Annotated in this window: 26 protein-coding genes; 12 read left to right on the top strand and 14 right to left on the bottom strand. The window is 63.3% G+C overall.

Going from position 1 to position 26,054, the window contains the following annotated elements:
• Positions 1-47: 47 nt before the first annotated feature.
• From C9422_RS30125 to C9422_RS30105, 5 genes are read right to left on the bottom strand one after another with little or no spacing between them, the layout of a single operon-like run.
• Positions 48-815 carry a heme ABC transporter ATP-binding protein gene (locus C9422_RS30125; RefSeq protein WP_116583160.1) on the bottom strand — a complete coding sequence of 256 codons (768 nt, stop codon included), beginning with the start codon at positions 813-815 and terminating at the stop codon, positions 48-50.
• The gene (locus tag C9422_RS30120; RefSeq protein ID WP_165824829.1) at positions 815-1,798 is read right to left on the bottom strand and encodes an iron ABC transporter permease; all 984 of its coding nucleotides are present in this window, start codon (positions 1,796-1,798) and stop codon (positions 815-817) included. The genes C9422_RS30125 and C9422_RS30120 overlap by 1 nt, the downstream gene beginning before the upstream one ends.
• Before the next feature lie 50 nt (positions 1,799-1,848).
• Complete coding sequence (locus C9422_RS30115; RefSeq protein ID WP_116583158.1) at positions 1,849-2,733, bottom strand: hemin ABC transporter substrate-binding protein; 885 nt, start codon at positions 2,731-2,733, stop codon at positions 1,849-1,851.
• Between the two features lie 12 nt (positions 2,734-2,745).
• The gene (locus tag C9422_RS30110; protein ID WP_116583157.1) at positions 2,746-3,816 is read right to left on the bottom strand and encodes a hemin-degrading factor; all 1,071 of its coding nucleotides are present in this window, start codon (positions 3,814-3,816) and stop codon (positions 2,746-2,748) included.
• A gap of 17 nt (positions 3,817-3,833) precedes the next feature.
• Positions 3,834-4,604, bottom strand: a complete 771-nt coding sequence (locus C9422_RS30105) for an energy transducer TonB (RefSeq protein WP_165824828.1) — start codon at positions 4,602-4,604, stop codon at positions 3,834-3,836.
• Positions 4,605-4,847: 243 nt separating this feature from the next.
• On the opposite strand from C9422_RS30105, the gene C9422_RS30100 reads away from it, so the two are divergent.
• The 3 genes from C9422_RS30100 to metE all read left to right on the top strand — a co-directional run bounded on the left by C9422_RS30100 (position 4,848) and on the right by metE (position 10,158).
• Complete coding sequence (locus C9422_RS30100; RefSeq protein WP_116583155.1) at positions 4,848-7,076, top strand: TonB-dependent hemoglobin/transferrin/lactoferrin family receptor; 2,229 nt, start codon at positions 4,848-4,850, stop codon at positions 7,074-7,076.
• Between the two features lie 278 nt (positions 7,077-7,354).
• On the top strand, positions 7,355-7,726 hold the full coding sequence (locus C9422_RS30095) for a nuclear transport factor 2 family protein (protein ID WP_116583154.1): 372 nt from the start codon (positions 7,355-7,357) through the stop codon (positions 7,724-7,726).
• Between the two features lie 143 nt (positions 7,727-7,869).
• Positions 7,870-10,158 (top strand): 5-methyltetrahydropteroyltriglutamate--homocysteine S-methyltransferase, encoded by a 2,289-nt coding sequence (gene metE / locus C9422_RS30090; protein ID WP_116583153.1) that lies wholly within the window; start codon positions 7,870-7,872, stop codon positions 10,156-10,158.
• Between the two features lie 412 nt (positions 10,159-10,570).
• Here the strand turns inward: metE and C9422_RS30080 are convergent, their stop codons facing one another.
• From C9422_RS30080 to C9422_RS30045, 8 genes are all read right to left on the bottom strand, one after another.
• On the bottom strand, positions 10,571-11,242 hold the full coding sequence (locus C9422_RS30080) for a bifunctional 2-polyprenyl-6-hydroxyphenol methylase/3-demethylubiquinol 3-O-methyltransferase UbiG (RefSeq protein WP_116583152.1): 672 nt from the start codon (positions 11,240-11,242) through the stop codon (positions 10,571-10,573).
• Positions 11,243-11,256: 14 nt separating this feature from the next.
• Entirely contained in the window at positions 11,257-11,469 is a 213-nt protein-coding gene (locus C9422_RS30075; protein ID WP_008002604.1) for a DUF4287 domain-containing protein, read from the bottom strand.
• Between the two features lie 51 nt (positions 11,470-11,520).
• A complete protein-coding gene (locus C9422_RS30070) occupies positions 11,521-12,072 on the bottom strand; it encodes a cytochrome C (RefSeq protein WP_116583151.1) in 552 nt (183 codons plus the stop codon).
• Between the two features lie 258 nt (positions 12,073-12,330).
• Positions 12,331-12,852, bottom strand: a complete 522-nt coding sequence (locus tag C9422_RS30065; protein ID WP_007978110.1) for a methylamine dehydrogenase light chain — start codon at positions 12,850-12,852, stop codon at positions 12,331-12,333.
• Positions 12,853-12,870: 18 nt separating this feature from the next.
• Positions 12,871-13,491 (bottom strand): methylamine dehydrogenase accessory protein MauD, encoded by a 621-nt coding sequence (mauD, locus tag C9422_RS30060; protein WP_007978113.1) that lies wholly within the window; start codon positions 13,489-13,491, stop codon positions 12,871-12,873.
• A gap of 5 nt (positions 13,492-13,496) precedes the next feature.
• Positions 13,497-14,036: a MauE/DoxX family redox-associated membrane protein gene (locus tag C9422_RS30055; protein WP_116583150.1), complete on the bottom strand. Its 540-nt coding sequence runs from the start codon at positions 14,034-14,036 to the stop codon at positions 13,497-13,499.
• Between the two features lie 11 nt (positions 14,037-14,047).
• Entirely contained in the window at positions 14,048-15,196 is a 1,149-nt protein-coding gene (locus C9422_RS30050) for an amine dehydrogenase large subunit (RefSeq protein ID WP_007978118.1), read from the bottom strand.
• Positions 15,197-15,328: 132 nt separating this feature from the next.
• Entirely contained in the window at positions 15,329-16,846 is a 1,518-nt protein-coding gene (locus C9422_RS30045) for a sensor histidine kinase (RefSeq protein ID WP_116583149.1), read from the bottom strand.
• Positions 16,847-17,083: 237 nt separating this feature from the next.
• Here C9422_RS30045 and C9422_RS30040 point away from each other — a divergent pair, with 237 nt between their 5' ends.
• From C9422_RS30040 to feaR, 9 genes are all read left to right on the top strand, one after another.
• Positions 17,084-18,253: an acyl-CoA dehydrogenase family protein gene (locus C9422_RS30040; RefSeq protein WP_116583148.1), complete on the top strand. Its 1,170-nt coding sequence runs from the start codon at positions 17,084-17,086 to the stop codon at positions 18,251-18,253.
• A 30-nt stretch (positions 18,254-18,283) separates the two neighbouring features.
• Positions 18,284-18,655: a hypothetical protein gene (locus C9422_RS30035; protein ID WP_007978123.1), complete on the top strand. Its 372-nt coding sequence runs from the start codon at positions 18,284-18,286 to the stop codon at positions 18,653-18,655.
• 3 nt (positions 18,656-18,658) lie between these two features.
• Positions 18,659-19,144 (top strand): nuclear transport factor 2 family protein, encoded by a 486-nt coding sequence (locus C9422_RS30030; RefSeq protein ID WP_116583147.1) that lies wholly within the window; start codon positions 18,659-18,661, stop codon positions 19,142-19,144.
• Positions 19,141-20,265, top strand: a complete 1,125-nt coding sequence (locus C9422_RS30025; RefSeq protein ID WP_116583146.1) for an amidase — start codon at positions 19,141-19,143, stop codon at positions 20,263-20,265. The genes C9422_RS30030 and C9422_RS30025 overlap by 4 nt, the downstream gene beginning before the upstream one ends.
• A gap of 23 nt (positions 20,266-20,288) precedes the next feature.
• Positions 20,289-21,572 carry a Rieske 2Fe-2S domain-containing protein gene (locus tag C9422_RS30020; RefSeq protein WP_102701674.1) on the top strand — a complete coding sequence of 428 codons (1,284 nt, stop codon included), beginning with the start codon at positions 20,289-20,291 and terminating at the stop codon, positions 21,570-21,572.
• Complete coding sequence (locus C9422_RS30015) at positions 21,569-22,069, top strand: aromatic-ring-hydroxylating dioxygenase subunit beta (RefSeq protein WP_116583145.1); 501 nt, start codon at positions 21,569-21,571, stop codon at positions 22,067-22,069. The genes C9422_RS30020 and C9422_RS30015 overlap by 4 nt, the downstream gene beginning before the upstream one ends.
• A gap of 10 nt (positions 22,070-22,079) precedes the next feature.
• Positions 22,080-22,820 carry an SDR family NAD(P)-dependent oxidoreductase gene (locus C9422_RS30010; protein WP_116583144.1) on the top strand — a complete coding sequence of 247 codons (741 nt, stop codon included), beginning with the start codon at positions 22,080-22,082 and terminating at the stop codon, positions 22,818-22,820.
• A gap of 127 nt (positions 22,821-22,947) precedes the next feature.
• Positions 22,948-23,898 (top strand): PDR/VanB family oxidoreductase, encoded by a 951-nt coding sequence (locus C9422_RS30005; protein ID WP_116583143.1) that lies wholly within the window; start codon positions 22,948-22,950, stop codon positions 23,896-23,898.
• 152 nt (positions 23,899-24,050) lie between these two features.
• Positions 24,051-24,971 carry a transcriptional regulator FeaR gene (gene feaR, locus C9422_RS30000; protein WP_116583142.1) on the top strand — a complete coding sequence of 307 codons (921 nt, stop codon included), beginning with the start codon at positions 24,051-24,053 and terminating at the stop codon, positions 24,969-24,971.
• A 352-nt stretch (positions 24,972-25,323) separates the two neighbouring features.
• Here the strand turns inward: feaR and C9422_RS29990 are convergent, their stop codons facing one another.
• A complete protein-coding gene (locus C9422_RS29990; protein ID WP_007978139.1) occupies positions 25,324-25,953 on the bottom strand; it encodes a response regulator transcription factor in 630 nt (209 codons plus the stop codon).
• Between the last annotated feature and the right edge of the window lie 101 nt (positions 25,954-26,054).

The following is a 26,054-nucleotide window of genomic DNA, read 5'->3' as shown; positions in this document are numbered from 1 at the left end:
CCTTGAATAGACAGCAGCCCCTCGATCAACGAAGGAGGGGGACGGAATCAGCGCGCGATGATCAACGGGTGCCCGCGTTCCGGGTGTTGATGAATCAGCACCTCCAGGCCATACACCGCCGCCAGCGCCTCGGCGGTCAGCACCTCTGCTGGTGGACCGTAGGCATGGGGCAGGCCCTGTTGCAACAACAGCAGTTGATCGCAGTAGCGTGCAGCCAGATTGAGGTCGTGCAGAATCACCAGCACCGCTGCACCGCGCTCGGCGAAGTCGCGCACGGCTTGCAAAATGGTGTGCTGGTGCAACGGATCGAGCATCGACGTCGGTTCATCGAGCAGCAGGGTTTGCCCTTCGGCCCCCGGCCAGAGTTGAGCGAGCACCCGCGCCAGATGCACGCGCTGGCGTTCACCGCCGGACAGCGCCAGATAACTGCGCCCGGCAAGATGAAGCGCATCGGCCGCTGAAAGCGCCTCGGCGACGATTTCGCCATCGCGCACGCGGCCGCTGGCGTGAGGCAGGCGCCCCATGCCCACGACTTCATTGACCGAAAACGCAAAGTTCAGACTCGAACTCTGCGGCAGCACGGCCAGGCGCCTGGCCCGTTCCTGGCCCGGCCAGTCGGCGAGTGGACGCTCGTCGAGGCTGACCGTGCCTTCGCTGGTTGGCAGTTCACCGCACAAGGCGGCGAGCAGGGTGCTTTTGCCGGCGCCGTTCGGTCCCAGCACGCCGAGCACTTCGCCGGGGCGCAATTGGATATCGATGTTCGCCAGTACCGTGCGGCTGCCACGACGTACCAGCAAGTTGTTTGCCCGCAGCATCAGGAACGCCCTCGTACCAGCAGATAAAGAAAGAACGGCGCGCCGATCAGTGCGGTCACGATGCCGATCGGCAATTCCGCCGGCGCCAACAGCAGGCGCGCGGCCAGATCGGCCAGCAACAGCAAGCTCGCACCGGCGAGCAACGACGCGGGCAGCAACACCCGGTGATCCGGGCCGACCAGCAGGCGCATCAGGTGCGGCACCACCAGGCCGATGAAGCCGATCAGGCCGGCCGCCGCGACGGCCGCGCCGACGCCGAGCGCCGTGCACAACACCAGCTCAAGCTTGATGCGCTCGATGTCGAAGCCCAGGTGACGGGCCTCCGACTCGCCCAGCAGCATGGCATTGAGTGCCGCCGCGCGACGTGGCAACCACAGCGCCACGCCCACAGTGACGATCAGCAATGGCCACAGGCGCGGATAGCTGGCGCCGTTGAGGCTGCCCAGGTTCCAGAACGTCAGGGTGCGCAGGGTCGCGTCATCGGCCAGGTAGGTGAACAGACCCACGCCGGCACCGGCCATGGCCGTCATCGCCACACCCGCCAACAGCATGGTGGCAACGTCGGTTTGCCCGTTGCGGCGGCCGAAGCGATACACCACCGCCGTGACGATCAAGCCACCGGCGAAGGCGCTGACCGACAACAGATAAGGTTCGATGGCCGCTGGCACGCCACCCAGCAGGCTGCCGCCGACGATGGCGAGGGCGGCGCCCAGCGCGGCACCGCCGGACACGCCGACCAGGCCCGGGTCCGCCAAGGGGTTGCGGAACAACCCCTGCATCGCCACGCCGGACAACGCCAGTACCGAGCCCACGGCGATGCCGAGCAGGCTGCGCGGCAGGCGGATCTGACCGAGGATCAGCTCCGCCTGCTGCGTGTCCCCGCCGTCAAGCGGCAACCCCAGCAGGCGCATCCCGGCCAGCAAGGTATCGCCCAGCGGCAGGCTCACCGGCCCGAGGGCCAGGGACAGCCAGAACACCAGCACCAGCAACAGCAGCAAACAGACCAAAGTCGGACGCGGCCGGAAAATGGCCGTCATGGGTGGGTCTCGGCAGTCTGCGCCTTGACATCCGGATAGAACGCCGTGGACAGACGCGTCAAGGCGTCCGGCACACGCGGGCCAAGGCCACCGACCAGCAGCGTCGGGTCGATCACCAGCACCCGGCCATCATGCCCGGCCTGGGTTTGCGCCAGGATCGGGTTCTGTTCCAGCAGGGCTTCACGGGCCGCATCGCCTTGCAGTTTGCCACCGGCGAAGATGATCACCTGCGGATCCAGGCTCAGGATGGCTTCGCTGGAGACCGGTTTGTAGCCGTTGTGCTCACCCAGGCTTTTGCCGCCGGCCTGCTGGATCATCCAGGCTGCCAGGGTGTCCTTGCCCGCCACCTGCAGGTTGCCACCGGAATGGCTGAGCAGCATCAGCACCCGGGGCGCCGGTTGCTGTTGCTGCGCCAGTTTGACCCAATCGGCCTGGGTTTGCAGACGCTTGAGGTAGCCCGCCATCTGCGCCTGTGCCTCGGTTTCCTTGCCCAGCAGTTGGCCGAGTTCGGTCAGGTTGTGTTGCAGGGCCGGCACGTCGGCCTTGGCCGACAGCAATTCAATGCGCACGCCGGCGGCCTTGAGTTGCTCCAGCACCGGTGGCGGACCCATTTCGTTGCTGCCCACCACAATGTCCGGCTTCAGGGCCAGGATGCCTTCGGCCGCCAGCGCACGCTGGTAGCCGACGCCCGGCAGGCTGTGCAGCGATTGTGGGTACTGGCTGGTGCTGTCGACACCCACCAGCTTGCTTTCGCCGCCCAGGGCGACCACCCATTCGCTGAATGCGCCGCCGGCACTGACCCAGCGCTGGGGCAGGGCGTCGGCGACGGCCATCTGGCTGACGAGCACGCCGGCACAGGCCAGCAGTGTTTTGATTCGCATCGGGACTCTTCCTTAGCCGATCAGAGGGGTGGCGGTTTCAGCCAGGGCACGCCAGTCGTCACGCTCAGGAATGCCCGGCTTGCGCACACCGAACAACTGGATCACCAGTTCGCCTTCGGCATCGAAACCTTCGTAGCTGGTGATGATGCCATCGACGCTCGGCTTGCGCACACGCCACAACTCGGTCACGCCGGTCGTCTTCAGGTGCAGGTTGAACATCGGGTCGAGCACGTTGAACCAGATGTCCATCCAGCGCAGGTTGCTGACCGGCCCTGAGTGAATCTGGATGCAGTGCTTGTTGCCGACGAACACCATGATCGGCACTTCGCGCTTGCCGGCTTCTTCGATGACCCGGGTCAGCTCGACGGTGGCCAAGGGTTCGGCCCACTCGTGGCCGGCCAGGCGCAGGGCCTGGGTGCGCGCCACGTCGTTGCGCTTGAGCAGCATGAAGAAGTCGTGGGTGTCCTTGAGCTGCGACCATTCGCTGCGCAGGGTGTCGACGTCCACTTCGCTGTCGGCGCGTGGCGTCTTGGCCTGTGGCAGCGGTTGCAGGTCCAGTTCGGCCGTCTGTTGTTCGGCACGGAAACGCTCGACCAGCGGCGCCCAGGCAGCATCGAAGCTGGTGGCGGTCAGGTAGACCTTGTGCACGGCCAAGCCCTGGCGGTCGAACACCTGGAGGCTGCGCTGCGGGCCGCGTGGGGTGGCTTCGTCGACGGCGAACACGCTGGCCCAGCCGCTGAGGAACAGGCGCAGGTCGATGTCCGGCGACAGCACCATGCCCATCTGGCCGCTGCCCATCACGGTCACTTCGCTGTACACGCCTTTGCGCTCGTGCACGCAATGCTCGTTGCGGGTCAGGGCCATGATGGTGCCCAGTTCGCCCAGTGCCGGCAGCAGTTCCTTCCATTCCGGGCGCAGGCGCACGGTGTCGGTGCCCAGGCGGCTGGCGGTCAGTTCAGCTTCGCTGACACCCAGTTTGGCCGCGGCATCGCGGGCGCGCAGGCCGGGTTGTTCGGCGCGCAGTTGTTGCCAGCTCTGGTAAAGGGCCGGGGCGACTGGCAGGGCGGAAGTATTGGCGCTCATGTGATGCTCCTTCAGGATCAACGGTTCGCCGTGAGGGCGAATTCTATTGGTATCTCTACACGGCTGGGCACAGCCCGGCCGTCGACAATTTCGGGGCGGAAACGCCAGGTGGTCACTGCTTCGAGAGCGGCCTGGTCAAGGCTCTCCACCCCCGAGGAACGCACCAGCGTCAGCTTGAGTTGCTGGCCGCGCTCATCGAGGCGCACCTCGATCCGCACCACGCCCTGCTGGTTGCGGCGGCGGGCAGTGTTGGGGTAGCGAGGCGCCGGGGGAGGGGTGACGAAGGACGGGCGCAGGCTGACCACCGGGGTGAGCATGGGGGCCGGAGCGGCAGCGACGGGGAGGGTCGGGTTGGCGTTCTGTGCGGGGGCGGCGGCGGGTCTCGCTGCCGGTGCCGGGCGAGTCGGGGTCTGCGCCATGGTGGCCGGAAGCTCTACGGGTTCGGCACGACGGGGTTCGGGTCTGGTTTCGCCACGAGGTTTGGCAGGCGGTTGTGGCTTGCCTGGCGCCTTGACCATGGACGGCTGGGTGCTGACCGGCAGCGGCTTGACCGGTGTCGGTGCGGCCTCGGCTTTCGTCGTTGCTGGTGCCGGCATCGGGGCAGGCGCGCGCACGGGCTGCGGCGGAGTGGGTGCGGGCACGGCAATCGGCGCCAGCGTCACCAGTTGAATCGCCATCGGCGGCTGAAAGGCCAGCGGTTCGGGCGCGGCCTGAATCTCGCGAACGAGCCATCCGGCGCTCAAATGCAGCGCAATGGATAACCCCAGACAACCCCAGAAGTGCTTCATGCACGCTTGTTCCAGTTTTAAGCTGAATGCATATGGTAATAATTTGCATTTGCAAGTCAAGCTGGTTATCTTCGCCGCCGCTGCCGACAAGCGTTTTTGTATACATCCCTTCGACAGAAAGGGGCCAAACGCTTGGTTCATACAACACAAAACACACGCCGGACAGTGTCCGTCACCCATGCAGATCCCCTTCAACACCCTGCATGCAAGTGACCACTGTCAGATCCCAGGAGTAAAAGTTAGATGTCGATCCGCCCGCCATTCGCCATGCGTCCCTGGCTCTGCTTGCTGTTGCTCTCGCCTTCGCTGGCCTTTGCCGCCGAACCCGTTACCCAGTTCGATACCGTCAGCGTGACCGCCACTCGCACCGAGCAGACCCTGCTGCAAGTGCCGAGTACCGTGTCGGTGCACAGCGAGCGTGAAATCGATCAGCAGAACGACAAGGACCTCAAGGATGTGGTGCGTTACGAGCCGGGTGTTTCGGTCAGTGGCACCGGCAGCCGCTTCGGCCTGTCCGGGGCGAACATCCGCGGTATCGACGGCAATCGGGTACTGACTCAGGTCGACGGCGTGCGCGTGCCGCAAAGCAACGCTTTCAGCCCGTTCCAGGACGTGCGCAGCAACTACGTCGACCTCGACACCATCAAGCAGGTGGAAATCATCCGCGGCCCGGCGTCCTCGTTGTATGGCAGCGACGCCATCGGCGGTGCGGTCAGCTACCTGACCAAGGATGCCGGCGAGTACCTCGAAGACGGCGACGACACCTACGCGCGCTTCAAGACCGGCTACGACGGCAGCGATGACAGCTGGCAGCGCAGCGCCACGTTCGCCGGGCGTACCGGTACCGTCGACGGCCTGCTGCACCTGGGTCGCCGCGACGGTCAGTCCACCGACACCGCAGGCAACGTCGGTGGCACAGGCGCATCGCGCACCGAAGCCAACCCGCTGAACTACACCACCGAAAACGTGCTGGCCAAACTGGGCTGGGACTACGGCGAGGGCGACCGCCTGCAGTTCACTTACGAGCGCTACCAGGATGACGCCAAGAGCAACCTGCTGAGCGACATCGTCACCCGCGCCACCCTCACCAGCCCGGCGATTCTCGGCTCCACGGCCGATGACAGCATCGACCGCACCCGCTACAGCCTGGCCCATACCCTGGCCCTGGACAGCGCGATGGCCGACAAGCTGCAATGGCAGTTGAATTATCAGGAAAGCAGCAACGACCAGGACACTTATCAGCAGCGCCAGACCACCTCGCGGGTCAACCGTGTGCGCACCCGTCAGTCGACTTACGACGAACGCCTGTGGAGCCTGAACACCCAACTCGACAAGGAATTCGCGATCGCCGACACCCGGCATCACCTGATCTACGGTGCCGAAGTCAAACGCATCGAGTCGAGCAACAAGCGTACGGGTCAAGAAGTGCGCCTGGACACCGGCGCCATTGTGCCGGCCACGGAGAACTTCCCGGTCAGCGACTTCCCGGATCCGACCAGCGAATCCCTGGGCCTGTTCGTCCAGGACAGTATCGAGGTCGGCCGCTGGACCCTGTTGCCAGGCCTGCGCTACGACTACTACCGTCAGACACCGCACGTCACGCAGGAATACCTCAACGGTTTGCCCTCGGACACCGATCCCTCGCGCCTCTCCGACGATCACATTTCGCCGAAATTCGGTGTGACCTATCAGCTGACCGAACACGAAAGCGTCTACGGCCAGTACGCTGCCGGCTTCCGTGCGCCGAACCCGGTCAACATGTACGGTGAGTTCAGCAACCCGCAATTTGGCTACAGGCAAATCGGTAACCCGAACCTCAAGCCGGAAACCAGCAACAGCTTCGAGACCGGCCTGCGTGGTCGCTACGACCTGGGCAGCTTCGGCATCGCGCTGTTCTACAACAAGTACAAGGACTTCATCGAAACGGTCAGCTTCACTGATCCGACCAGCGACATCCCGCTGACCTTCCAGTCGCAAAACGTGAGCAAGGTCACCATCCGTGGTGCTGAAGCCAAGGGTGACATCAAGCTGGACGCCTTCATGCCGGCAGGTACCCGTGCCTTGGGTTCGATTGCCTATGCACGCGGCAAGAACGAGGAAACCGGCGAGGCGCTCAACAGTGTCGACCCGCTCAAGGCCGTGATGGGCCTGGCCTACGATGCACCAAGCGGTGTGTATGGCGGCCAGGTCATGTGGACCCTGGTTCAGTCCAAGGACCGCGTCGACCACAGCGGCGATGCCGACTTGCTGATCAACCGCCAGTTCGAAACCCCGGGCTACGGCACCCTCGACCTGACGGCCTGGTGGCAGGTGACGCAGGAAGTGTCGATCAACGGCGGCCTGTTCAACGTCACCGACAAGAAGTACTGGAACTGGGGTGACGTGCAGGGCCGCGACGAAAACGCAGCGGGTCTTGATCGTATGACTCAGCCTGGGCGTTATGCGGCGGTCAATCTGATCTGGGAGATCTGATCGGTGTGACCTGGTGTTACTCCTGCAGAAATACATGACTTGTGGCGAGGGAGCTTGCTCCCGCTGGGTCGCGCAGCGGCCCCATAAAGCGGACTGCTGCGCAGTCCAGCGGGAGCAAGCTCCCTCGCCACAGGTTTTTGTGCTGTGGCTCAGGGCACAACCTGCATCCTGCTCAGCGCCTCCGGTCGTAAAACCGCGCAACTGCACAGGCGCTGCCTAGACTTTCTGCTTGATCAGCCTTGGGGAGACTGTCGGTCAAGACAACCAGAGGTTCAATCATGAGCACTCAATCGATAGATACCGAACAGATCAACCTGGTGGTGCGTCATTACGTGGAGGGCATGGTCTTCGCCAATGAAGCGCTGTTGCGCCAGGCCTTTCATCCAGACTGTCGCATCATAGGTCATTTCCAGAAGGTGCTTGAATGGGCTTCCCTGGATGAGTTTGTCATCGCCATCAAGGCCGAAATTCCGGCGCCTGCCGGTACGCAGCCGTTTTGGCAGGTGATCAGTCTCGATGTCACCGGCGACGCGGCGGCGGTCAAGGTCATCGATGATTTCGCCGGGATACGGTTTACCGATTACCTGTCGTTGCTGAAGGTGGACGGTCGCTGGGTGATCATCAACAAGCTTTATTACTATCAGGAGTAGTGCATCGCTACGGCGCATTCGACGCAAAGGCCTGCGTCTATCCTCATGAAATAAACTCGTGATCATCACGATTTAAATGAGTTTGTCTCACCAGTGCTCAACTACCGACAATGACACCATCAACCACATGGAGTTTTATTGTCATGGCATTGGCCCATTCCCTTGGATTTCCGCGCATCGGCCGCGACCGTGAACTGAAAAAAGCCCAAGAGGCGTTCTGGAAGGGCGAGCTCGATGAAGCCGGTCTGCGCGCCGTTGGCCGTGACCTGCGCAAGACTCACTGGGACTTGCAGAAAAAGGCCGGCATCGAACTGCTGCCAGTCGGCGACTTTGCCTGGTACGACCAGGTCCTGACCCACTCGTTGATGTTCGGTGTGATCCCTGAGCGTTTCCGCCCGCACGATGGCAAGGCCAGCCTGCAGACCCTGTTCGGCATGGCGCGCGGTGTGAGCGACAGCTGCTGCGGCGGCGCCCACGCCCAGGAAATGACCAAGTGGTTCGACACCAACTATCACTACCTGGTCCCGGAATTCAGCGCCGACCAGCAGTTCCAGCTTGGCTGGGATCAACTGTTCGAAGAAGTCGAAGAAGCCCGGGCACTGGGGCATAACGTCAAGCCGGTGATCATCGGCCCGTTGACCTACTTGTGGCTGGGCAAGGCCAAGGGCGCCGGGTTCGACAAGCTCGAACTGCTCGAACGCCTGCTGCCGCTGTACGGCCAGATCTTCCAGCGCCTGGCGGCACAAGGCGTCGAATGGGTGCAAATCGACGAGCCGATCCTGGTGCTCGACCTGCCTCAGGAGTGGAAAAACGCCTTCGAGCGCGCCTACAACCTGATCCAGCGTGACCCGCTGAAGAAACTGGTCGCCACTTACTTCGGTGGCCTGGAAGAGAACCTGGGCCTGGCTGCCAACCTGCCGGTGGATGGGCTGCACATCGATCTGGTGCGTGCGCCTGAACAGTACCCGACCATTCTCGACCGCCTGCCGGCCTATAAGGTGCTGTCGCTGGGTGTGGTCAACGGTCGTAACGTCTGGCGTTGCGACCTGCAAAACGCCCTGGCCACCCTGCAGCACGCGCACGAACGCCTGGGCGATCGCCTGTGGGTCGCGCCGTCTTGCTCGCTGCTGCACAGCCCGGTTGACCTGGGCCGCGAAGACCTGCTCGATGCCGAGCTGAAAAGCTGGCTGGCGTTTGCCGTGCAGAAGTGTGAAGAAGTCGCGCTGCTGGCTCAGGCGGTCAACGAGCCCGAGGCGCCGAACGTTCTCGAAGCGCTGAGTCAAAGCCGCGCCGTTCAGGCTGCCCGTGCTGCATCGCCACGCATTCACAAGCCGGCTGTTCAGGCGCGTGTGGCTGCGATCACCGCCAGGGACAGCCAGCGTCAATCGCTGTTTGCCCAGCGCATTGCAAAGCAACGCGCCGGCCTGAACCTGCCGCTGTTCCCGACCACCACCATTGGTTCGTTCCCGCAAACCGCGTCGATCCGTCTGGCGCGCCAGTCGTTCAAGCAAGGCAAGCTGACTGAGGCCGAATACACCGAAGCGATGCACAGCGAGATTCGTCACGCCGTGCAAGTGCAGGAATGCCTGGGCCTGGACGTGCTGGTGCACGGTGAAGCCGAGCGCAACGACATGGTCGAATACTTCGCCGAGCAACTCGACGGCTATGCGTTCACGCGTTTTGGCTGGGTGCAGAGCTACGGTTCGCGCTGCGTGAAACCGGCGGTGATCTTCGGCGACCTGAGCCGCCCGAAAGCCATGACCGTGGAGTGGATCCGCTACGCCCAAGGCCTCACCGACAAAGTGATGAAGGGCATGCTGACCGGTCCTGTGACCATGCTGATGTGGTCGTTCCCGCGTGAAGACGTGACCCGTGAAGTACAAGCCCGTCAGCTGGCCCTGGCCATTCGCGACGAAGTGGTGGACCTGGAAGCCGCCGGGATCAGGATCGTGCAGATCGACGAAGCGGCGTTCCGCGAAGGCTTGCCGTTGCGCCAGGCGCAGTGGCAACACTACCTGGACTGGGCGACCGAAGCGTTCCGACTGTGCGCCTCGGGTGTGCGTGACGAAACCCAGATCCACACCCACATGTGCTACAGCGAGTTCAACGATGTGATCGAGTCCATCGCCTCCATGGATGCCGACGTGATCACCATCGAAACCTCGCGCTCGGACATGGAGTTGCTGGACGCGTTCGAAGCCTTCGCCTACCCGAACGACATCGGCCCCGGCGTGTACGACATCCACTCGCCACGGGTGCCGGACGCCTCGGAAATGGCCAACCTGCTGCGCAAGGCCACCAGGCGCATTCCCGCCGAACGCCTGTGGGTCAACCCGGACTGCGGCCTGAAAACCCGCGGCTGGCCGGAAACCGAAGCGGCGCTGGTGCACATGGTCAACGCTGCGCGTCAGTTGCGTAAAGAATGGGCCTGACGCGTTAGCAGCATGAGCGCACCGGAGTACTTCACAGTGCTCAGGCTTCTATGTTGGCTGTGCCGACGCCTTCGCTGGCAAGCCAGCTCCCACAAGGTACTTCAGTGTTCACAAGACCTGTGGGAGCGGGCTTGCCCGCGAAGGCGGTAGATCAATCGCCGATGATGTTGGCTGTGCCGACGCCTTCGCTGGCAAGCCAGCTCCCACAAGGTACTTCAGTGTTCACAAAACCTGTGGGAGCGGGCTTGCCCGCGAAGGCGGTAGATCAATCGCCGATGATGTTGGATGTGCCGATGCCTTCGCTGGCAAGCCAGCTCCCACAAGGTTCTTCAGTGTTCACAAAACCTGTGGGAGCGGGCTTGCCCGCGAAAGCGGTAGATCAATCGCTGATGATGTTGGCTGTGCCGCGCTCCTACAGCCGCGGCTCGGCCACCAACAGCAACGACTGCGGCACAGGGCTTTGCGGGTGCTGCGGTTCCTGCAAGCCGGCCAGTACAAAACCCGCCATGTCCAGCGCGTTGAGCCAACTGGACAGGGTACGGAAGTACCACGGCATGGGCTGCCACTGGCCCTTGAACCCGGCAAAGGTCTCCTCCCGCCAGCCATCCTGATAGTCGCCCGCCGCAGCGGCCCACGGGTGCAGCGTCTGGATCACCAGCGCGCCACCTGGGGCGAGCAGGCTGTTCATGGCGCCGAGCAGGGGGATGATGTCCTGATGCAGCAAAGCGAAGTTGGCGCAGATCAGGTTGTAGTCGCGGCCGATGTCGACGGCTGCCTCTGCCAGCTGTTCATAGCTCGCCAGATGCACTGGTGCAGCGCCCGCCGCCCGCGCCGCTTCCACCAGCGTCGCATCGCCATCCACCCCGACCGCCTCGATGGCCCGGTCCGTCAGTGCACGCAACAGCCAGCCTTCGCCGCAGCCCAGGTCGAGCACCCGCTCGGGCTGGCGACCCAGCACCGCCAGCAGGATGGCCTGGTCGGTGACCTTCAGACGGCTTTCGATGGTGCCCGTGCGGATGGCGTCGATCCAGGCCCGGGCATTGTGGTGCCAGCTGTCGAGGAGGGTGGATTCGGGGGCGGGCATGGCGTTGTCCGGCGCTAGGTGGCTGTTGCCAAATGATAGGCAACCAACGCGTTGGCGTGGCCATGCCCCATGCCGTGTTCGGTCTTGAGCCAGGCCACCATTTCCATGTGTTTCTTGTCGCTGAGGGTTTTAAGCAGATCCAGCCAATGGCTGATCGGCTGCCCATACTTCTTCTCGATTGACGGGAAGTACGAAGCCGGTCCTTTGGGTTTTGTCTCTTCGGTCACGATGCAAACTCCCTTTTCGCTTTGGTGGGTTCGAAAGCAGCACCGGCTACGTTACTGATTTGCCGTCGGCGAGTCCATCGTTCCAGCGGTCATCCCGTCATCGATGGCGATGCCCTGGGCGCGCATGGCTTTGATCAACTCGCTGCGGGTGCCGGGCAGGTTGAGCATGGTCTGGGCACGCAGCGCCGTGACTTCTTCGGCGGTGTAAGGCTGATAGTCCGCCGGCAGGCTTTCGCCCGCCATGCCGTCTTTACGCATCAGCCAGTTGAGCAAGTCCGCCAGTTGCGCGTTGTTCAGCGCCGACTGCGACATGCCGGGCACCCGCACGAGGAATTCGCGGCCGCCCGGTACCTTCAGGAAGTTGCCGACAAAACCTTTCATCCGTGGCGTGTCGTTGGCGGCGGAGCCCGTGCCGTCGCCCAGGTGGCAACCGGCACATTGCAGCTGATAGTTGACGCCGACGCCGTACCCGGCCTGGGCAATCGGTTTTTGCACCGCTTCGTTGCCCGGTGCATGGCCCTGCGCCGGGTCGGGAATAGCCCGGGCGAACGCGAGCGGGGCGCTCAGGGCGCAGACGAGTCCGAGAAGTAGCAACTTGCGCATGAAGGGCCTCTCTTGATTGTTGTAGCCGATAAAAAAACAGTCCATTCGATACCGATTGAACCTGTGGCGAGGGAGCTTGCTCCCGCTGGGTTGCGAAGCGACCCCAAAACCGTTCACCGCAGGTGTGCCAGAGATAACGCGATCGCAGTTTTTGGGAGCGCTTCGCGCTCCAGCGGGAGCAAGCTCCCTCGCCACGGGGGACTGTTGCTAACCAAAAAAAACCGCCGATTGCCCGAGCAACCGGCGGAAAGTGCGCGTTTAGACGGCGACGCCGCGGATCACCGAAACGGTGCAGTGATAGATGTGCGATTTGGCGGCCAGGCACCAGTTCACATCGTTGTTGTTGAACGGGCGGTAAGCCGGTTCTTCACTGTCGTTACGGGTACAGGCGCACTGGGCGCAGCTTTGCTTACCGCAGCAGTCGTTGTAGGAAATGATGTAGTCCTTGCCATCGGCCGGGTTGCGGCAGGTGCCGATCCAGGTCACTTGCGAGGCTTCGGTGCCTGGCGGGCAGGAGGTCACCGAACCGCCGCAGCAACTGCACAGAAAGCCGTCGATGGAGCAGTAGCGCCAGTAGTCGCAGCTGTTCGGATCACCCGGGTCGCCAGCCTGCGCCGGCTCCGCGGCCAGGGCCTTGCTGGTACGGTCCAGCGGCAGCAGCAAGGGCAGGGCGGCACCGGCCACCATCAGCGAGCCCATGCGCGACAGCAATTTACGGCGCGAAGTGGTGTCGGCCACGCGGCGGGTCGAGCGCTCGAACAACAGATCCAGCAGTTTCATAAACGTCTCCCTGCCTTATCAGTGGCTATGGCCGTGGCTGTGGTCGTGGGTGTGGGGTTGGGCATTGAGGTACTGCTGCAGCGTGGCGTGCTTGAGGTGCTCGACTTCGAACAGGCTGTCCAGGTGCTCGCGGGAGTTGACCAGGCCCTTGGCGCGCAGGGTGCCGGCCTTGTCGATCAGCGCGGCGTACGGCAGCTTGCCGATCTGGTAGGTCATGCCCACTTCCGGGCCGACCACGTAGGTGGCGTCTTCGAGTTTGTGTTCACGGATCAGCGCTTGCTGGGCGTCCATGTCGCCATCGCTGACGAACACCACGTCCAGACTGCCCGCTTGTTCCCTGGCGATGGATTTGATCGCCGGCAGCAGCGACTTGCAGATCGGGCAGGTCGGCGAGAGGAAGAACAGCAATTGCGATTTTTCACCGGCATAACCGAAGTTCACCGGGCGACCGTGACGATCGCTGGCAGTGATCTGCGGCGCGGGTTCATTGACCGCCACGCCTTTGTCGACCATCAGCGCGCCGGCCGGGGCCAGACGCCCGTGCAGCACGCCAATCTGCCGCACCAGGCCCATGACGACAAACGCCACGGCCACCAGCAGCACCCAGAGCAGAACGTTGGAAACAATCAAGCCTTCCATTTCGATTACCTACCAATCAATTTGAGCAGAAGAGGGGAATTCGCCAGCAAGCCATCGGCCGCGGCGTAGATGAGCAACGCGACCGCGGCGGCGGCCAGGGTCACGAAGCCATCGAACAGGTTGAGGTCGCGGGCCACCGGCGCCACGCTGGCCACCAGCGCAAGCAGCACCAGTGCGCTGTTGCGCGCCAGCAGGACCGGGCGCAGCGGCTGTGCCTGGTCGGGGCCGGCGCAACCGCAGTCGATGTCCGCGCGACCGCGCCACAGGTTGATGCCGATGGCGGCGGCGTACAGCGCCAACAGGCTGGCCGCGCTTATTGCGGCGTAACCACGGCTGACCGGTACCAGCAGGGCAAAGGCGATGGCCAGTTCCAGCAGCGGTACCAGCCGTGCCGTCGGGCGCACCAGCGCCTGGGGCAGCAGTTGGTAGTCCGCCAGTTGCCGGGTGAAGCGGGCCGGCGCGCGCAACTTGTGGGTCGCGGCGCTGGCCAGCAACACCGCGATGGCGATGGCGCAGGCTATGATGAAGATCGGATCTGTGTGCATGGCCGAACCTCTCAGTAACTCAGGACCTGAGTCGCGGTCTTCGCGACTTTCGGCATGCTGCCGGTGAGCTTGTTGGTCTTCAGATCGAAAATCTGCAAACCGCCTTCGACGTCGGCGCCGAGCAACAGCGGCTTGTCGTCGCCGGTGGCCTGCATGCTCCACACCGGAACCGGGGCCTCCAGGGTCGCTACCTTTTTGTGGGTCTTGAGGTCGAACGCCCAGATCAGCGGGCTCGGGTCTTCCCACTTCATGGCTTCGTGGGCGTCGTGCATCAGCACATACAGGCGGTCCAGCTTCGGTGCCACGGCCATCAACTGCCAGCCACCCGGTGCCCAACCGGCCTTCTTTTCTTCGTCGGTAACCAGCGACCAGGACGGCAGGATCTTCGGCGCGTCACCGGCGAAATCCACCGGACGCACGGTGCCGGTCGTGGTGGTGAAGTAGTAGGTGTCGCCGACGTTGACCGCACGCTCCACCAGTTTTTCCGCGTTCGGATCAAAGAACGGCGTGCGGCTGCGCGCGGTTTCCTGGCCCTGATCGTTGAGGGTCACCACTTGCAGGCTGCCGTCGCCGCACAACGAGGCGAAACGACGGTTGCCGATCGGGTAGTTGAGTACGCAACCGGGGATGGCGATTTCCGTGGCAACGGCCTTGGCCTGGGTGTCGACCACAGTGACCGAAGTCGACGGGGTGAAGTTGTAGACATAGACGAACTTGTCGTCGCCACTCGGCTTGAGCGCATAACGCTGGGTCAGCGATTCGGCGCGCTTGTTCGGGATCAGCACTTCCCAGGCCGGCGACAGGGTCGAACTGTCCCATGCGGTCAGCACGTCGGTACGGGTACCGCGGGTGCCGCGCGAATACCAGATGTCCGCACTGTAGAGGGTCTTCTTGTCATGGCTGAGGGTCGACGGCGCGGCAAAACCGGTCGGCACCATGCCGAGGATGCGCTTCTGGTCCGGGTCGACCACGGTCACGCGGCCGGCGACGAAACTGTCGAACTCGACGTCGATGACAAACGCGCGATGAGCTTCGGGTGGAAACGCCAGAACGGTCTGGCCAATCGTACCGGCGGGCAGGTCCGCGCGGGCACTGTTCAAACCGAGTACAAGCAGGCTCAGGCCAAGCGCTGACTGTACGGAGATCCTGTTTGTTCGCATAAGGGGAACTTCCTGAATTGTTGGTAACGCGGATCGCGGGTGCTTTGGCAGATTTTTACCCTTTGATTCTGCCGTGCCCGGCGATCAGGAGAATTGCCCTGCCTGCCAAGTGTTTGTGTGTCTGTGCCAGTGTCATGAAACCCTCTTCATGCGCGCTGAAATTGCCAGTGAAATCATTGTGGCGAGGGGAAGGGAAAAGCTGAAGACCGCGCCGCACGGCGCCAGGTTTTGCGCCCAGATATCGCCCCGGTGGCGGCCGATGATGTTCTTGCACAGCGCCAGGCCAATGCCGTTGCCGCTGACCTTGGAGGAGAAAAAGCCGTCGAACAGCTTCTCCTGCGCCTGGGCCTGGATGCCACGGCCGCAGTCTTCGATGCGCACCAGCGCCACCTCGTTGTCGCGGCTGGCCTGGATCCGCAAAACGCGCCGCTCGGCCGGCAGGTCGGCCATTTCTTCGATGGCGTTGAAGGCCAGGTTGAGGATCACCTGGCCGATCAGCACCTTCTCGCAACTCACCATCAGCGGTTCGGGCGAGGCGATGATTTCCACGCGCACCCGGCTCGGATCGGCCCGCAGGCTGATGAAGTAGCGGGTTTCGCGCAGCAGCTCATTTAGGTCGATCCGCTCCTCCGATTGCTCCAGCTTGACCACGTAGTCGCGCACGCTCTTGATGATCACCGAGGCATGCTCGATTTGCCGCACTGCGTTTTGCAAACCCCAGGCGACGTCCTGATCGGTTTCGCCGGCGTTGCCCAGGCGAATCATCGTGCCTTCGATGAAGTTGCGGGTGGCGGCCAAGGGTTGGCTCAGTTCGTGGGCGATGGCCACGGCCATTTCGCCCATGGCGTTGTAGCGCGCCAGGTACTCGAGCTTCTGCTCGCTGACCCGCCGCGCTTCCTCGGCCTGGACCTGCTCGGTGACATCGCGGAACAGCAGCAGATGGCCGACCAGATCGTCCTCGATCTCGATGTAGCGGCAGGTCGCGTCATGCCAACGCCACTCGCCATCGCGGCGCTGCACCTTGTAATGCACGTTGAACGGCGCGTGCTCCGGCGTTTCATCGGCAAGTTGTTGCAGCAGGCGCCGGCCGGATGCGTCGTCGCACCAGGCCAGGAAGTTCTCACCCATCAGCTGGTGCACTTCGCTGTTGAGCAAGTGCGCGCCGGAGTCGCTGATAAAACGGATGTCACCCTCGGGGCCGAGCACCGCCACGCCTTCGGCCAGGTCCTGCATGAAGGCCTTGAGCCGGCTTTCGAAACGCTTGAGGTCGCGCTTGACCTTGTCCTCTTTGGAGATGTCGCGGAACTGCACCATCAACACATCGCGACCGTCCAGGTGCACCAGGGTCGCCACCGCCTCGGACAGAATCTCCACCCCTTGCTTGGAGCGATAACACCACTCGATGGCGCGCTGCCCGGTGCGCGCGGCGCCTTCGAGCCAGCGCAAGCCGACCGAACGTCGGTACTTCGGCGCATCGCGGGTCATGTCCGGGGCCTTGAGCGGCGTCAGTTCCTCCAGGGTAAAACCCAGCGCCGCCAGGGCAGCGGCGTTGGCCCAGAGAATCTCCTTGGTGTGCGCGTCATGAAGAATGATGCACAGCGGCATGGCTTCGATCAGCGCAAAAAAGTCGTTCGGTTTTGGCAGGTACATCGCACGGCCCCTGGCGGCAGAGATTTGCAGTATGGCGTTTTATACCTGCTCGCACAGCGCGATGCGCTCAGAGGTAACCGGCGTGGACCTAGGGGTTTTCTTTAGCGAGGGGGCTGCACGCACCAATAGTGGCGGCCGGATGCGATTTTTACACTGGCCTCCAATGCAAGGGCGACGACCCGACCCTTGTAGGAGCGGTGGAGCCCTCTAACAATAATCAAAACGGAGAACTAGCCCATGCTGCGTTCAGCTGTCGCGCAACAAGACCCTGTGTCCGGCCCGGTTGTGCCAATGGTCGAGAGTCAGCTATTTGAGCAGGTACTGGATGAGCTTCGCCAACGCCGCGAAGAATTCGACGCCGGCTCCCACGTGCCTCGGGACATGATCGAGCGCTTCAAGCAGCTGGGCATCTACCGCGCCGCCACGCCGAAATGCTACGGCGGCGACGCCCTGGCGCCGGCGCTGTTCCTGCACATGATCGAACGCATCTCCGAAGCCGACGGCTCGGCGGGCTGGGTCGCCAGCTTCGGCAGCGCCGGTGTCTATCTGGCGGCCTTGCCACCGCAAACCCTGGCTGAAATCTACGCCGAGAGCCCGGACCTGGTGTTCGCCGGCGGGTTGTTCCCGCTGCAGCCCGCCGAGGCGGTGGAAGGCGGCTGGCAGGTCAACGGCACCTGGAAGTTCGCCAGCGGCAGCAAAGGCGCGGACCTGCTGGGTGTCGGCATCGGCGCCAGTGCGGCGGGCGGCAAACCGCGCACGGCGGTGTTCCCGGCCAGCCAGGTCGAGATCGTCGAAAACTGGGATGTGGTCGGCCTCAAGGGCACCGGCAGCCATGACCTGCGCGTCACCGACAAATTCGTCGAGGACCGCTGGACCTTCATCCGTGGCGGTGCCGCCACCATCGACGAACCGCTGTTCCGTTACCCGTCGATCGCCTACGCCGCGCAAGTGCTGGCGGTGGTCAACCTCGGCCTGGCCCGTGCAGCACTGGACGAAATCAGTCGCATGGCCGGCGCCGGCGGCATTACCGGTGCGCCGAAAATGGCCGACCGCGCTTACGTGCGCATCGAGATCGCCAAGGCCGAAGCCAAGCTGATGGCCGCGCGGGGGTTCTTCTACAACGCCACCGAACAGGTGTGGAACTCGATCCTGGCCGGCAACCCGGTCACGCCGGAGCAGACCAGCCTGCTGCGCCTGTCGGCGATCCATGTCTCCCAGGCGGGGGCCGAGGTGGTGCAAAGCGCTTACAGCCTGGCCGGGACCACCGCCATTTACCTGCGTCATCCGCTGCAACGCTACCTGCGCGACTCGATGGTGGTGACCCAGCACGCCTTCCTCAGCGAAGGGCTGTACGACGGCGCCGGCTCGGTGTTCCTCGGCGTGCCGCCGTTCCCGGGCTACATCTGAATTTTCAATACTTTTTCAAGGATCAACAGCATGTCCCAAGCTACCCAGGAACCGTTGCGCGTCGTCTTCTGCATCGGCATCACCCAGAACTTTTTCGACCTGCCCACCGGCGAAGGCCTGAGCGTGTGGAAGGGCTTCAGCCAGATGATGGGCTCCCTCGGCGCCATGCCCGGCATCACCGTGCTCGGCGCCATGGACGACGACCGCCTGATGGTCGGCCCGTCGACCACCTCGCCCTGGACCGTGTACATCATGGCCGACGTCGACTGCCACCAGTCGGTGATCGACGCCTGCAACCTGTTCCGCACCACGCCGGTGGGCGAGTACAGCCTGTGGCGCTACGCCAAGGTCGAAGCGCGCATCGGTCGCCCGCTGACCATCCCTGACGCGGCCAGGGTGTAAGCCATGAACGAGGCCTTGCTGCAGCGTCTTCAGACGCTCGAAGGGGAAAGCGCGGTGCGTCGTCTGATGGCGCGCTACATGGACCTGTGCGATGTGCCGAGGGCGCTTACCCATGTCAGCGAATTGGCTGAGCTGTTCTGCATCGATGCGATCTGGGAAGGCATCGGCAGCCAGACCGCACAGACCTTCGGCCAACACCGTGGACGCGAGGCCGTGGCCGCGTTTGTCGGCGGTTACCTGCCGCCTTCGGAGCACTTTCGCCTGAACCTGCACTATCTCACCAGCGAGTCGATCGTGGTCGACGGCAGCACGGCGCAAGGGCAGTGGATCATGCAGCAGATTTCCACCTACGCCGATGGTCGCAGCGAGCTGTTCGGCACGCGGCTGAACATCGATTTCCGCTGCGTCGATGGCACCTGGCTGATCGCGCATTTCCGCACGCAACGGCTGTTCAATACGCAGCTTTTCACCTTGGGAGCGGGCACATGAGTACTTTCATCAGCGAATTCCTCCTCGGTGGCAACGGCAAGCGCGTCGCCATCAAGGACTCCATCGACATCGCCGGCCACCCGACCCGCTCGGGCAGCCGTGCCTTCGCCGATGCACCCGCTGCCACGAAAAACGCCGAAGTGGTCGACGCGATCCTCGACGCCGGCTGGCAGATCGTCGGCAAGACCAATCTGCATGAACTGGCCTTCGGCGTCACCGGCATCAACGACTGGACCGGCACACCGGTGAACCCGCAGGCGCCGGACCGGGTGCCGGGTGGTTCCTCCAGCGGCTCGGCCTCGGCCGTCGCGGCCGGCCTGGCAGACATCGCCATCGGCACCGACACCGGAGGTTCGGTGCGGGTGCCGGCGGCGTGCTGCGGTATCGCCGGGCTCAAGCCGACCTATGGCCGTGTCAGCCGCATCGGTGCCCATCCACTGGAATCCAGCCTCGATTGCGTCGGGCCGTTCGCCAAAAGCATGGACGATCTGATCGCCGCCATGCAGGTGATTTGCCCAGGCTTTGACGTGCAGGGACTGCCCGCAGACGGCGCGAAAGTCGGCTTCCTCGACGTGGCCTGTGACGCGCATCTGCAAGCCAGTCTCGGTGCCGCGGCCGACCGTGCGGGATGGCGCCGTAGCCACCTGCACCTGAGCGAATTCGAAGCCGCGTTCGCCGCCGGCCTGACCGTGATCAATTTTGAAAACTGGGCCGCGTTCGGTCATCTCACCGGCAAAGGCCTGATCGGTGCCGATGTCGAGACACGCCTGTTGGCGGCCAGCCGCACCACCCTTGAAGAACTGGCCCAGGCCGAAGCCGTACGCACGCGCTTCACGCAACAGGTGGATGCGGCGCTGGAAGAGTTCGCCGTGCTCTTGCTGCCGACCCTGCCAAGCCTGCCACCAACCCTCAGCGAAGCCCGCGCCGGCAGCAAGGCCGTGGCTGGCATGACCCCGCTGGTGCGGCCTTTCAACCTCAGCGGTCACCCGGCGCTGACGGTGCCGGTGGAACTCGATTGCGGCGGATTGAAAGTCGGCCTGCAAATCGTCGGCCGCAAAGGTCAGGACGAGCTGGTTTGCGCCTTTGGTGCGCAACTTCAAGCCTCTACAACCCAAATCTGAAAAGAAGCCATGAGGAGAACCGCATGAGCACTCATGAATACCGGCTGATCGCAACGTCGAAAAGCCCCGAAGACCTGGTCAGTCACGACCGCGTCGACGTCTCGCTGTACAACGACCCGGCGCTGTTCGAAGCCGAGCTGGAAAAGATTTTCTACCGCACCTGGGTGTGGGTGGCCCACGAAAGCGAGGTGCGCAACTCAGGCGACTTCAAGACCGCCACCATCGGCCGTCGTCCGGTGATCGTCGTGCGCGACAAGAAGAACACCATCAACGTGCTGGAAAACCGTTGCCGGCACCGTGGCGCCACCGTGTGCGAGAAGCACAAGGGCAACGCCACCGGTTTCACCTGCCCGTACCACAGCTGGTCCTATGGCCTGGACGGCAAGCTGCGGGCGCTGCCGTATCCGGACGGTTACGAAGGCATCCTGGAGAAGTCCGAACTGCCGCTGACCAGCCTGCGCGTCGAAAGCTACGCCGGCATGGTCTTCGCCAGCTACAACGACGAAATCGAACCGCTGGAAGACTTCCTTGGCGGCGCCAGGCACTGGATGGACCTGTTCATGAAGCAGGGCGCCGGCTACCCGATCAAGACCCAGGGTGAACACAAGTTCAGCTTCAAGGGCAACTGGAAGATCCAGCTGGAAAACACCACCGACGGTTATCACTTCCCGATCGTACACAAGTCGTTCATGTCGTCGGTGGACGAAGAAACCTCGGAAATGCTCTCGTTCATGACCGACGAACAAGCCGTGACCCACTCCCTGGGCAACGGCCACAGCGTGATGGTGATGGTGCCGGAGCACGTCGACCTGGATCACGATGACGGCACCGAACAGTTGCAGGAACGCTTCGCCCACGTCACCGAAGAGCTGTCGAAAACCCTGCCGGCCGATCAGGTGCGTCGCATCGTGCGCTCGCTGCACGGCGCCGGTTTCAACCTGAACCTGTTCCCCAACGTGGCGATGTCGATGTCGTTCTTCCGCGTGCTGCGCCCGGTGTCGGTCACCGAAACCGAGATCCGTCACGTGGCCCTCGGCATGGACGGTGGCCCGGAAATCGCCAACCGCGAACGCATGCGCATCCACGAACACTTCCAGGGCCCGTTCGGTTTCGGCAGCCCCGACGATGCCGAAGCCTGGGACCGCGTGCAGCGCGGCTCGTATGCCGGCGTCGACGCGCCGATCCTGGTCAACCGCGGCCTGAACCGCGAAATCACCGCTGAAAACGGCGACAAGGTCAGCCACGCCACCGACGAAGGCGGCATGCGCGGTGCCTACGACATGTGGAAAAGGATGATGAGCCAATGAGCAATCACGACACCCTGAACGGTTTTTCCGGCCCCTTGGCCCAGGCCATCGAATTCATCTGGCGCGAAGCCGAACTGCTCGACCACAAGAACTATGCCGAATGGGCGACCCTGTGGAGCGACAGCGGCAAGTACATCGTGCCGATCGACCCGGACACCGAAGACTTCGAAGCGACCCTCAACTACGCCTACGACGATGCACGCATGCGTGCCCTGCGTATCGAACGCCTGAGCGCCGGCTTCTCGCCGTCGGCGGTGGACGCGGCGAAAACCATTCGCACCGTCTCGCGTTTCCGTCTGGTGGAAGCGGCCGGTGACATCGTCGAAGTGAATTCAGCGCAGCTGCTGTACGCCTACAAGCGCGGCGTGCACACGCCATTCGTGGCCGACCTGAACCACCGCATCCGTTTCACCGACGGCGTGCCGAGCCTGGAACGCAAGGTGGTGCGCCTGATCAACTCCACCGACAGCCTGAGCGCGCTCGGCTTCCTTTTGTGAGGGTACACCCATGAGTCGAGTAGCCCTCGTAACGGGTGCCTCGCGCGGGCTGGGCGAGTGCATCGCCCGCCGTCTGCACGCGGCAGGTTATCGCGTCGCCCTGGCGGATGTGCGCCTCGATGGCGTGCAGCAACTGGCGTTGCAACTCGATGGCAGCGGCGCCAGCGCCATGGCCATCGAGCTGGATGTGCGCAACAAGGCCGACTTCCAGCGTGCCCGCGACCTGCTTGTTGAGCAGTGGGGCGGCACCGACATTCTGGTGAACAACGCCGGCGTGTCGAAAGTCGCGGCGCTGATGGACATCACGCCAGAAGAGTTCGACGAGTCGATGGCGATCAACCTGCGCGGCACCTTCGTGGCCTGCCAGGTGTTCGGCGCGCACTTTGCCGAGCGGGGCTTCGGGCGCATCGTCAACATCGCGTCGCTGGCCGGGCAGAACGGCGGCACCGCCACCGGCGCGCACTACGCGGCGGCCAAGGGCGGCGTGGCGACCCTGACCAAGGTTTTCGCCCGTGAACTGGCGCCGCAAGGGGTGACGGTCAACAGCATCTCGCCGGGTCCGCTGGACTTGCCGGTGGTGCGCGAAACCGTGGCGCCGGAGCGTCTGGAGCAGATCCTGAAAATGATCCCGGCCGGCACCCTCGGCGACCCGTCGTACATCGCCGACAGCGTGTTGCTGCTGATCGCCGACAACGCCGCCTCCGTCACGGGCGCGTGCTGGGACATCAACGGCGGCTTGTTCATGCGCTAAACGGAACCCCCCTGTAGGAGCTGCCGAAGGCTGCGATCTTTTAAAAATCAAGATCAAAAGATCGCAGCCTGCGGCAGCTCCTACAGGTGTTGTGTTAAACGAAAAAAATAAATATTCAGGTGATGCAATGATGAAGGTGAAGATCGAAAGGATCGTCGACGAAGCGCTGGATATCCGCTCCTTTCGCCTCGTGCGCAGTGACGGCCAGCCGCTCGACACCTATGAACCGGGTGCCCACGTCGACCTGACCGGGCCGACCGGGGTGACCCGCCAGTATTCGCTGTGCAGCCCGCCGCAGGATCGCCGTGCGTACCTGGTGGCGGTGAAGAAAGAAGCGCAGTCGCGCGGCGGTTCGCTGGCGTTGCACGAGCAGGTCGAGGAGGGCATGGAGCTGGAAATGGGCGCGCCGCGCAACCTGTTCCGTCTCGATGAAAGTGCCGATGAACACCTGTTGTTCGCCGCCGGTATCGGTGTCACGCCGCTGCTGAGCATGGCCTACAAACTGGCGGAAAGCGGCCAGCCGTATCGCCTGCATTATTTCGCCCGTTCGGCGCAGTACGCCGCGTTTACCGAGCTGTTGGCCACCCGTTTTGCCGATCACGTGGAGTTTCACTACGGCGTGGAGCCCGCGGACCTGGACGGCGCATTGAGCGCATGCCTTGAGCGTGCCGGCAGCGCCGCCCATGTCTACACCTGCGGCCCGGCACCCTTCATGAACACAGTGGTGGCAGTGGCTTCGCGCAGTCGCCCGGATGAGGCCATTCACCTCGAACACTTCGCGGCGGACCCGGCGGCCAACAGCGCCCCGGCCGGCGGTTTCGAAGTGGAGCTGGCCAGTTCCGGCGTGGTGCTGCACGTGCCGGCCGACGCCAGTCTGGTCGACGTGTTGCAGGCCCACGGTTGCGACATCGACACCGAATGCCGCGAAGGCATTTGCGGCACCTGCATCGTCGAAGTGCTGGAAGGCGTACCGGAGCACCGCGACAACTGCCTGTCGAACAAGGAAAAGGCGTCCAACAAGCAGATCTGCGCCTGTGTGTCACGGGCGCTTTCCGCTCGTCTGGTATTGGACATTTAAGGCTCGGGAAGGCTGGAAAGCATGCGCCGGAGCCTGTTGAATGGGCGCCCGGCGGCCGTCGAGGGAGGCGATGGCTACAGAAACAACGGTTTTGACGAACCGCTCGATGAAGCGGTCGAAAAATAACAACAAAAACGTGAGGCTTTGCGGACATGATTACAGCATCGACGGTGCGCAACGAGGCGTTCGAAAGTTGGTTGAGCCAGGTGAACCAGGCCTGCGGGCGTTTCGACGCGCGGGCGCTGGACACTGATTTCTACGGCGAACTGGCGGAATTTCGCAGCGGAGCGATCAACCTCAGTGTGGTCGACATGGCGCACGTGCATTTGTATCGCACCAGCAAGGACGTCAGCACCAGCAGCGACGGCCACTACTACGCCGTGTTCCAGATGCGTGGCAGTTCACAGCTGGAGCAGGGCGACAACCGCGCGCAACTGGGTTGTGGCGACATCGCGCTGATCGACGCCAGCCGTCCGAGCGACATGACCTACCACGACGACTGCCGACAGCTGTCGCTGATTCTTCCGCGTCAGGTGGTCGAGCGTGGTTCGCACTTCAATGCCGTCAACTGCGCCACGCGCATCGCGGCCAGCAGTCCGCTGGCGGCGATGGCCAACAGGCTGGTGCTGGAGACTCGCCAGCAGGAAGGGCTGGACATGCAGGAAAGCGAGGCTGTGCTCGATGCCCTGGCCAGTTTGTTGCTGCCGGGCATCAGCGCCCGGGACAGCGCGGCCGATCCCCATGAGCGGCAGTTCCGCAAGATCATCGCGTTCATCGACACACACCTCAGCGACGAAGAACTGTGCCCCGAGTTGATCGCCCGTGAAGTCGGGATTTCCGTGCGCGGCCTGTACCGGATGTTCTCCAAGCGCGGGCTGGTGGTGGCGCAGTACATCAAGCACCGTCGCCTGGACTTCTGCGCGGAAAACCTGCGCCGCGCCGATGTCGAGCAGAAGCTGTCGGCGCTGTGTTACGCCTGGGGCTTCTCGGATTCGAGCTACTTCTCGTCGGCCTTCAAATCGCGCTTTGGTGTGTCTCCAGGAGCATATCGCAAGCGGTATAGCCAGATCTGACACCCACCATTGATGGTGTGTTTGCTGGCCTCATCGCGGGCTTGCCCGCGAAGAGGCCATGTCAGTCGCCTTCAATTTCGGATGTGCCGGCCTCATCGCGAGCAAGCTCGCTCCCACAGTAGATCTGCGGTGAACACAAGATCTGTGTACGGCCGGGATCAAAAAATGTGGGAGCGAGCTTGCTCGCGATGGCGTCGTGTCAGTCGCCTTCAAATTCGGATGTGCCGGCCTCATCGCGAGCAAGCTCGCTCCCACAGTGGATCTCCAGTGAACACAAAGCCTGTGTACGGCCGGGATCAACCTGTGGGAGCGAGCTTGCTCGCGATGAGGCCCGACGGCGAATACAAAATGCTCAATGCCGCACCGGCTCATCCACCGGCAAATGCAGCACCTCGCGCACCAGCATGGCGATGCTGGTCACGCCCATCTTTTCCTTGATCTTGGTGCGGTGCACGTCAACGGTCTTCACGCTGATGTTCAGCTCCCGCGCGATCACCTTGCTGGCCTTGCCATCGATCACCAGCATCAACACTTCCCGCTCACGGCTGGTCAACAATGCCAGTTTGCCCTGCAGGTTCTGACGCTGTTGCTGATCGGCCTGGGCGTGCACGGCGGTCTTCAGCGCGGCCTGGATGCGATCGATCATCTGTTGCGGGTTGTAGGGCTTCTCGACGAAGTCCAGCGCGCCGTTCTTCATCGCCGTGACCGACATCGGAATATCGCCATGGGCCGAGACGAAGATGGTCGGCAGGGTGCTGCCGCGCTGGTTGAGGATTTCCTGCAACTGGAAACCGCTGGTCTCCGGCATGCGCACGTCGAGCACCAGGCAGGCGGGCTGCCTGGGGTCGTACTGGCTGAGGAACTCTTCGGCGCCGGCAAAGCACTGCGCCTGCACGCTGACCGACTCCAGCAACCAGGCCAGGGAAGTGCGCAGGTCCTTGTCGTCGTCAACGATATAAACAATCGGTTTGCGGGTTTCCATCGGGGCTGCCACGAAAGTTTTCTAATTATTGTTTTCGCACGCGAACGCGCGGCACGCATCGGCTCGTCTTTGTGGAGCCAGTCATCAGAATACCCACTGTG

It is taken from the genome of Pseudomonas sp. B1(2018), assembly GCF_003097365.1.
Taxonomy (GTDB): Bacteria; Pseudomonadota; Gammaproteobacteria; order Pseudomonadales; family Pseudomonadaceae; genus Aquipseudomonas; species Aquipseudomonas laurylsulfatiphila.
The sequence above is the reverse complement of the archived record's forward strand: the minus strand, read 5'-3'. Positions and strand labels throughout refer to the sequence as shown.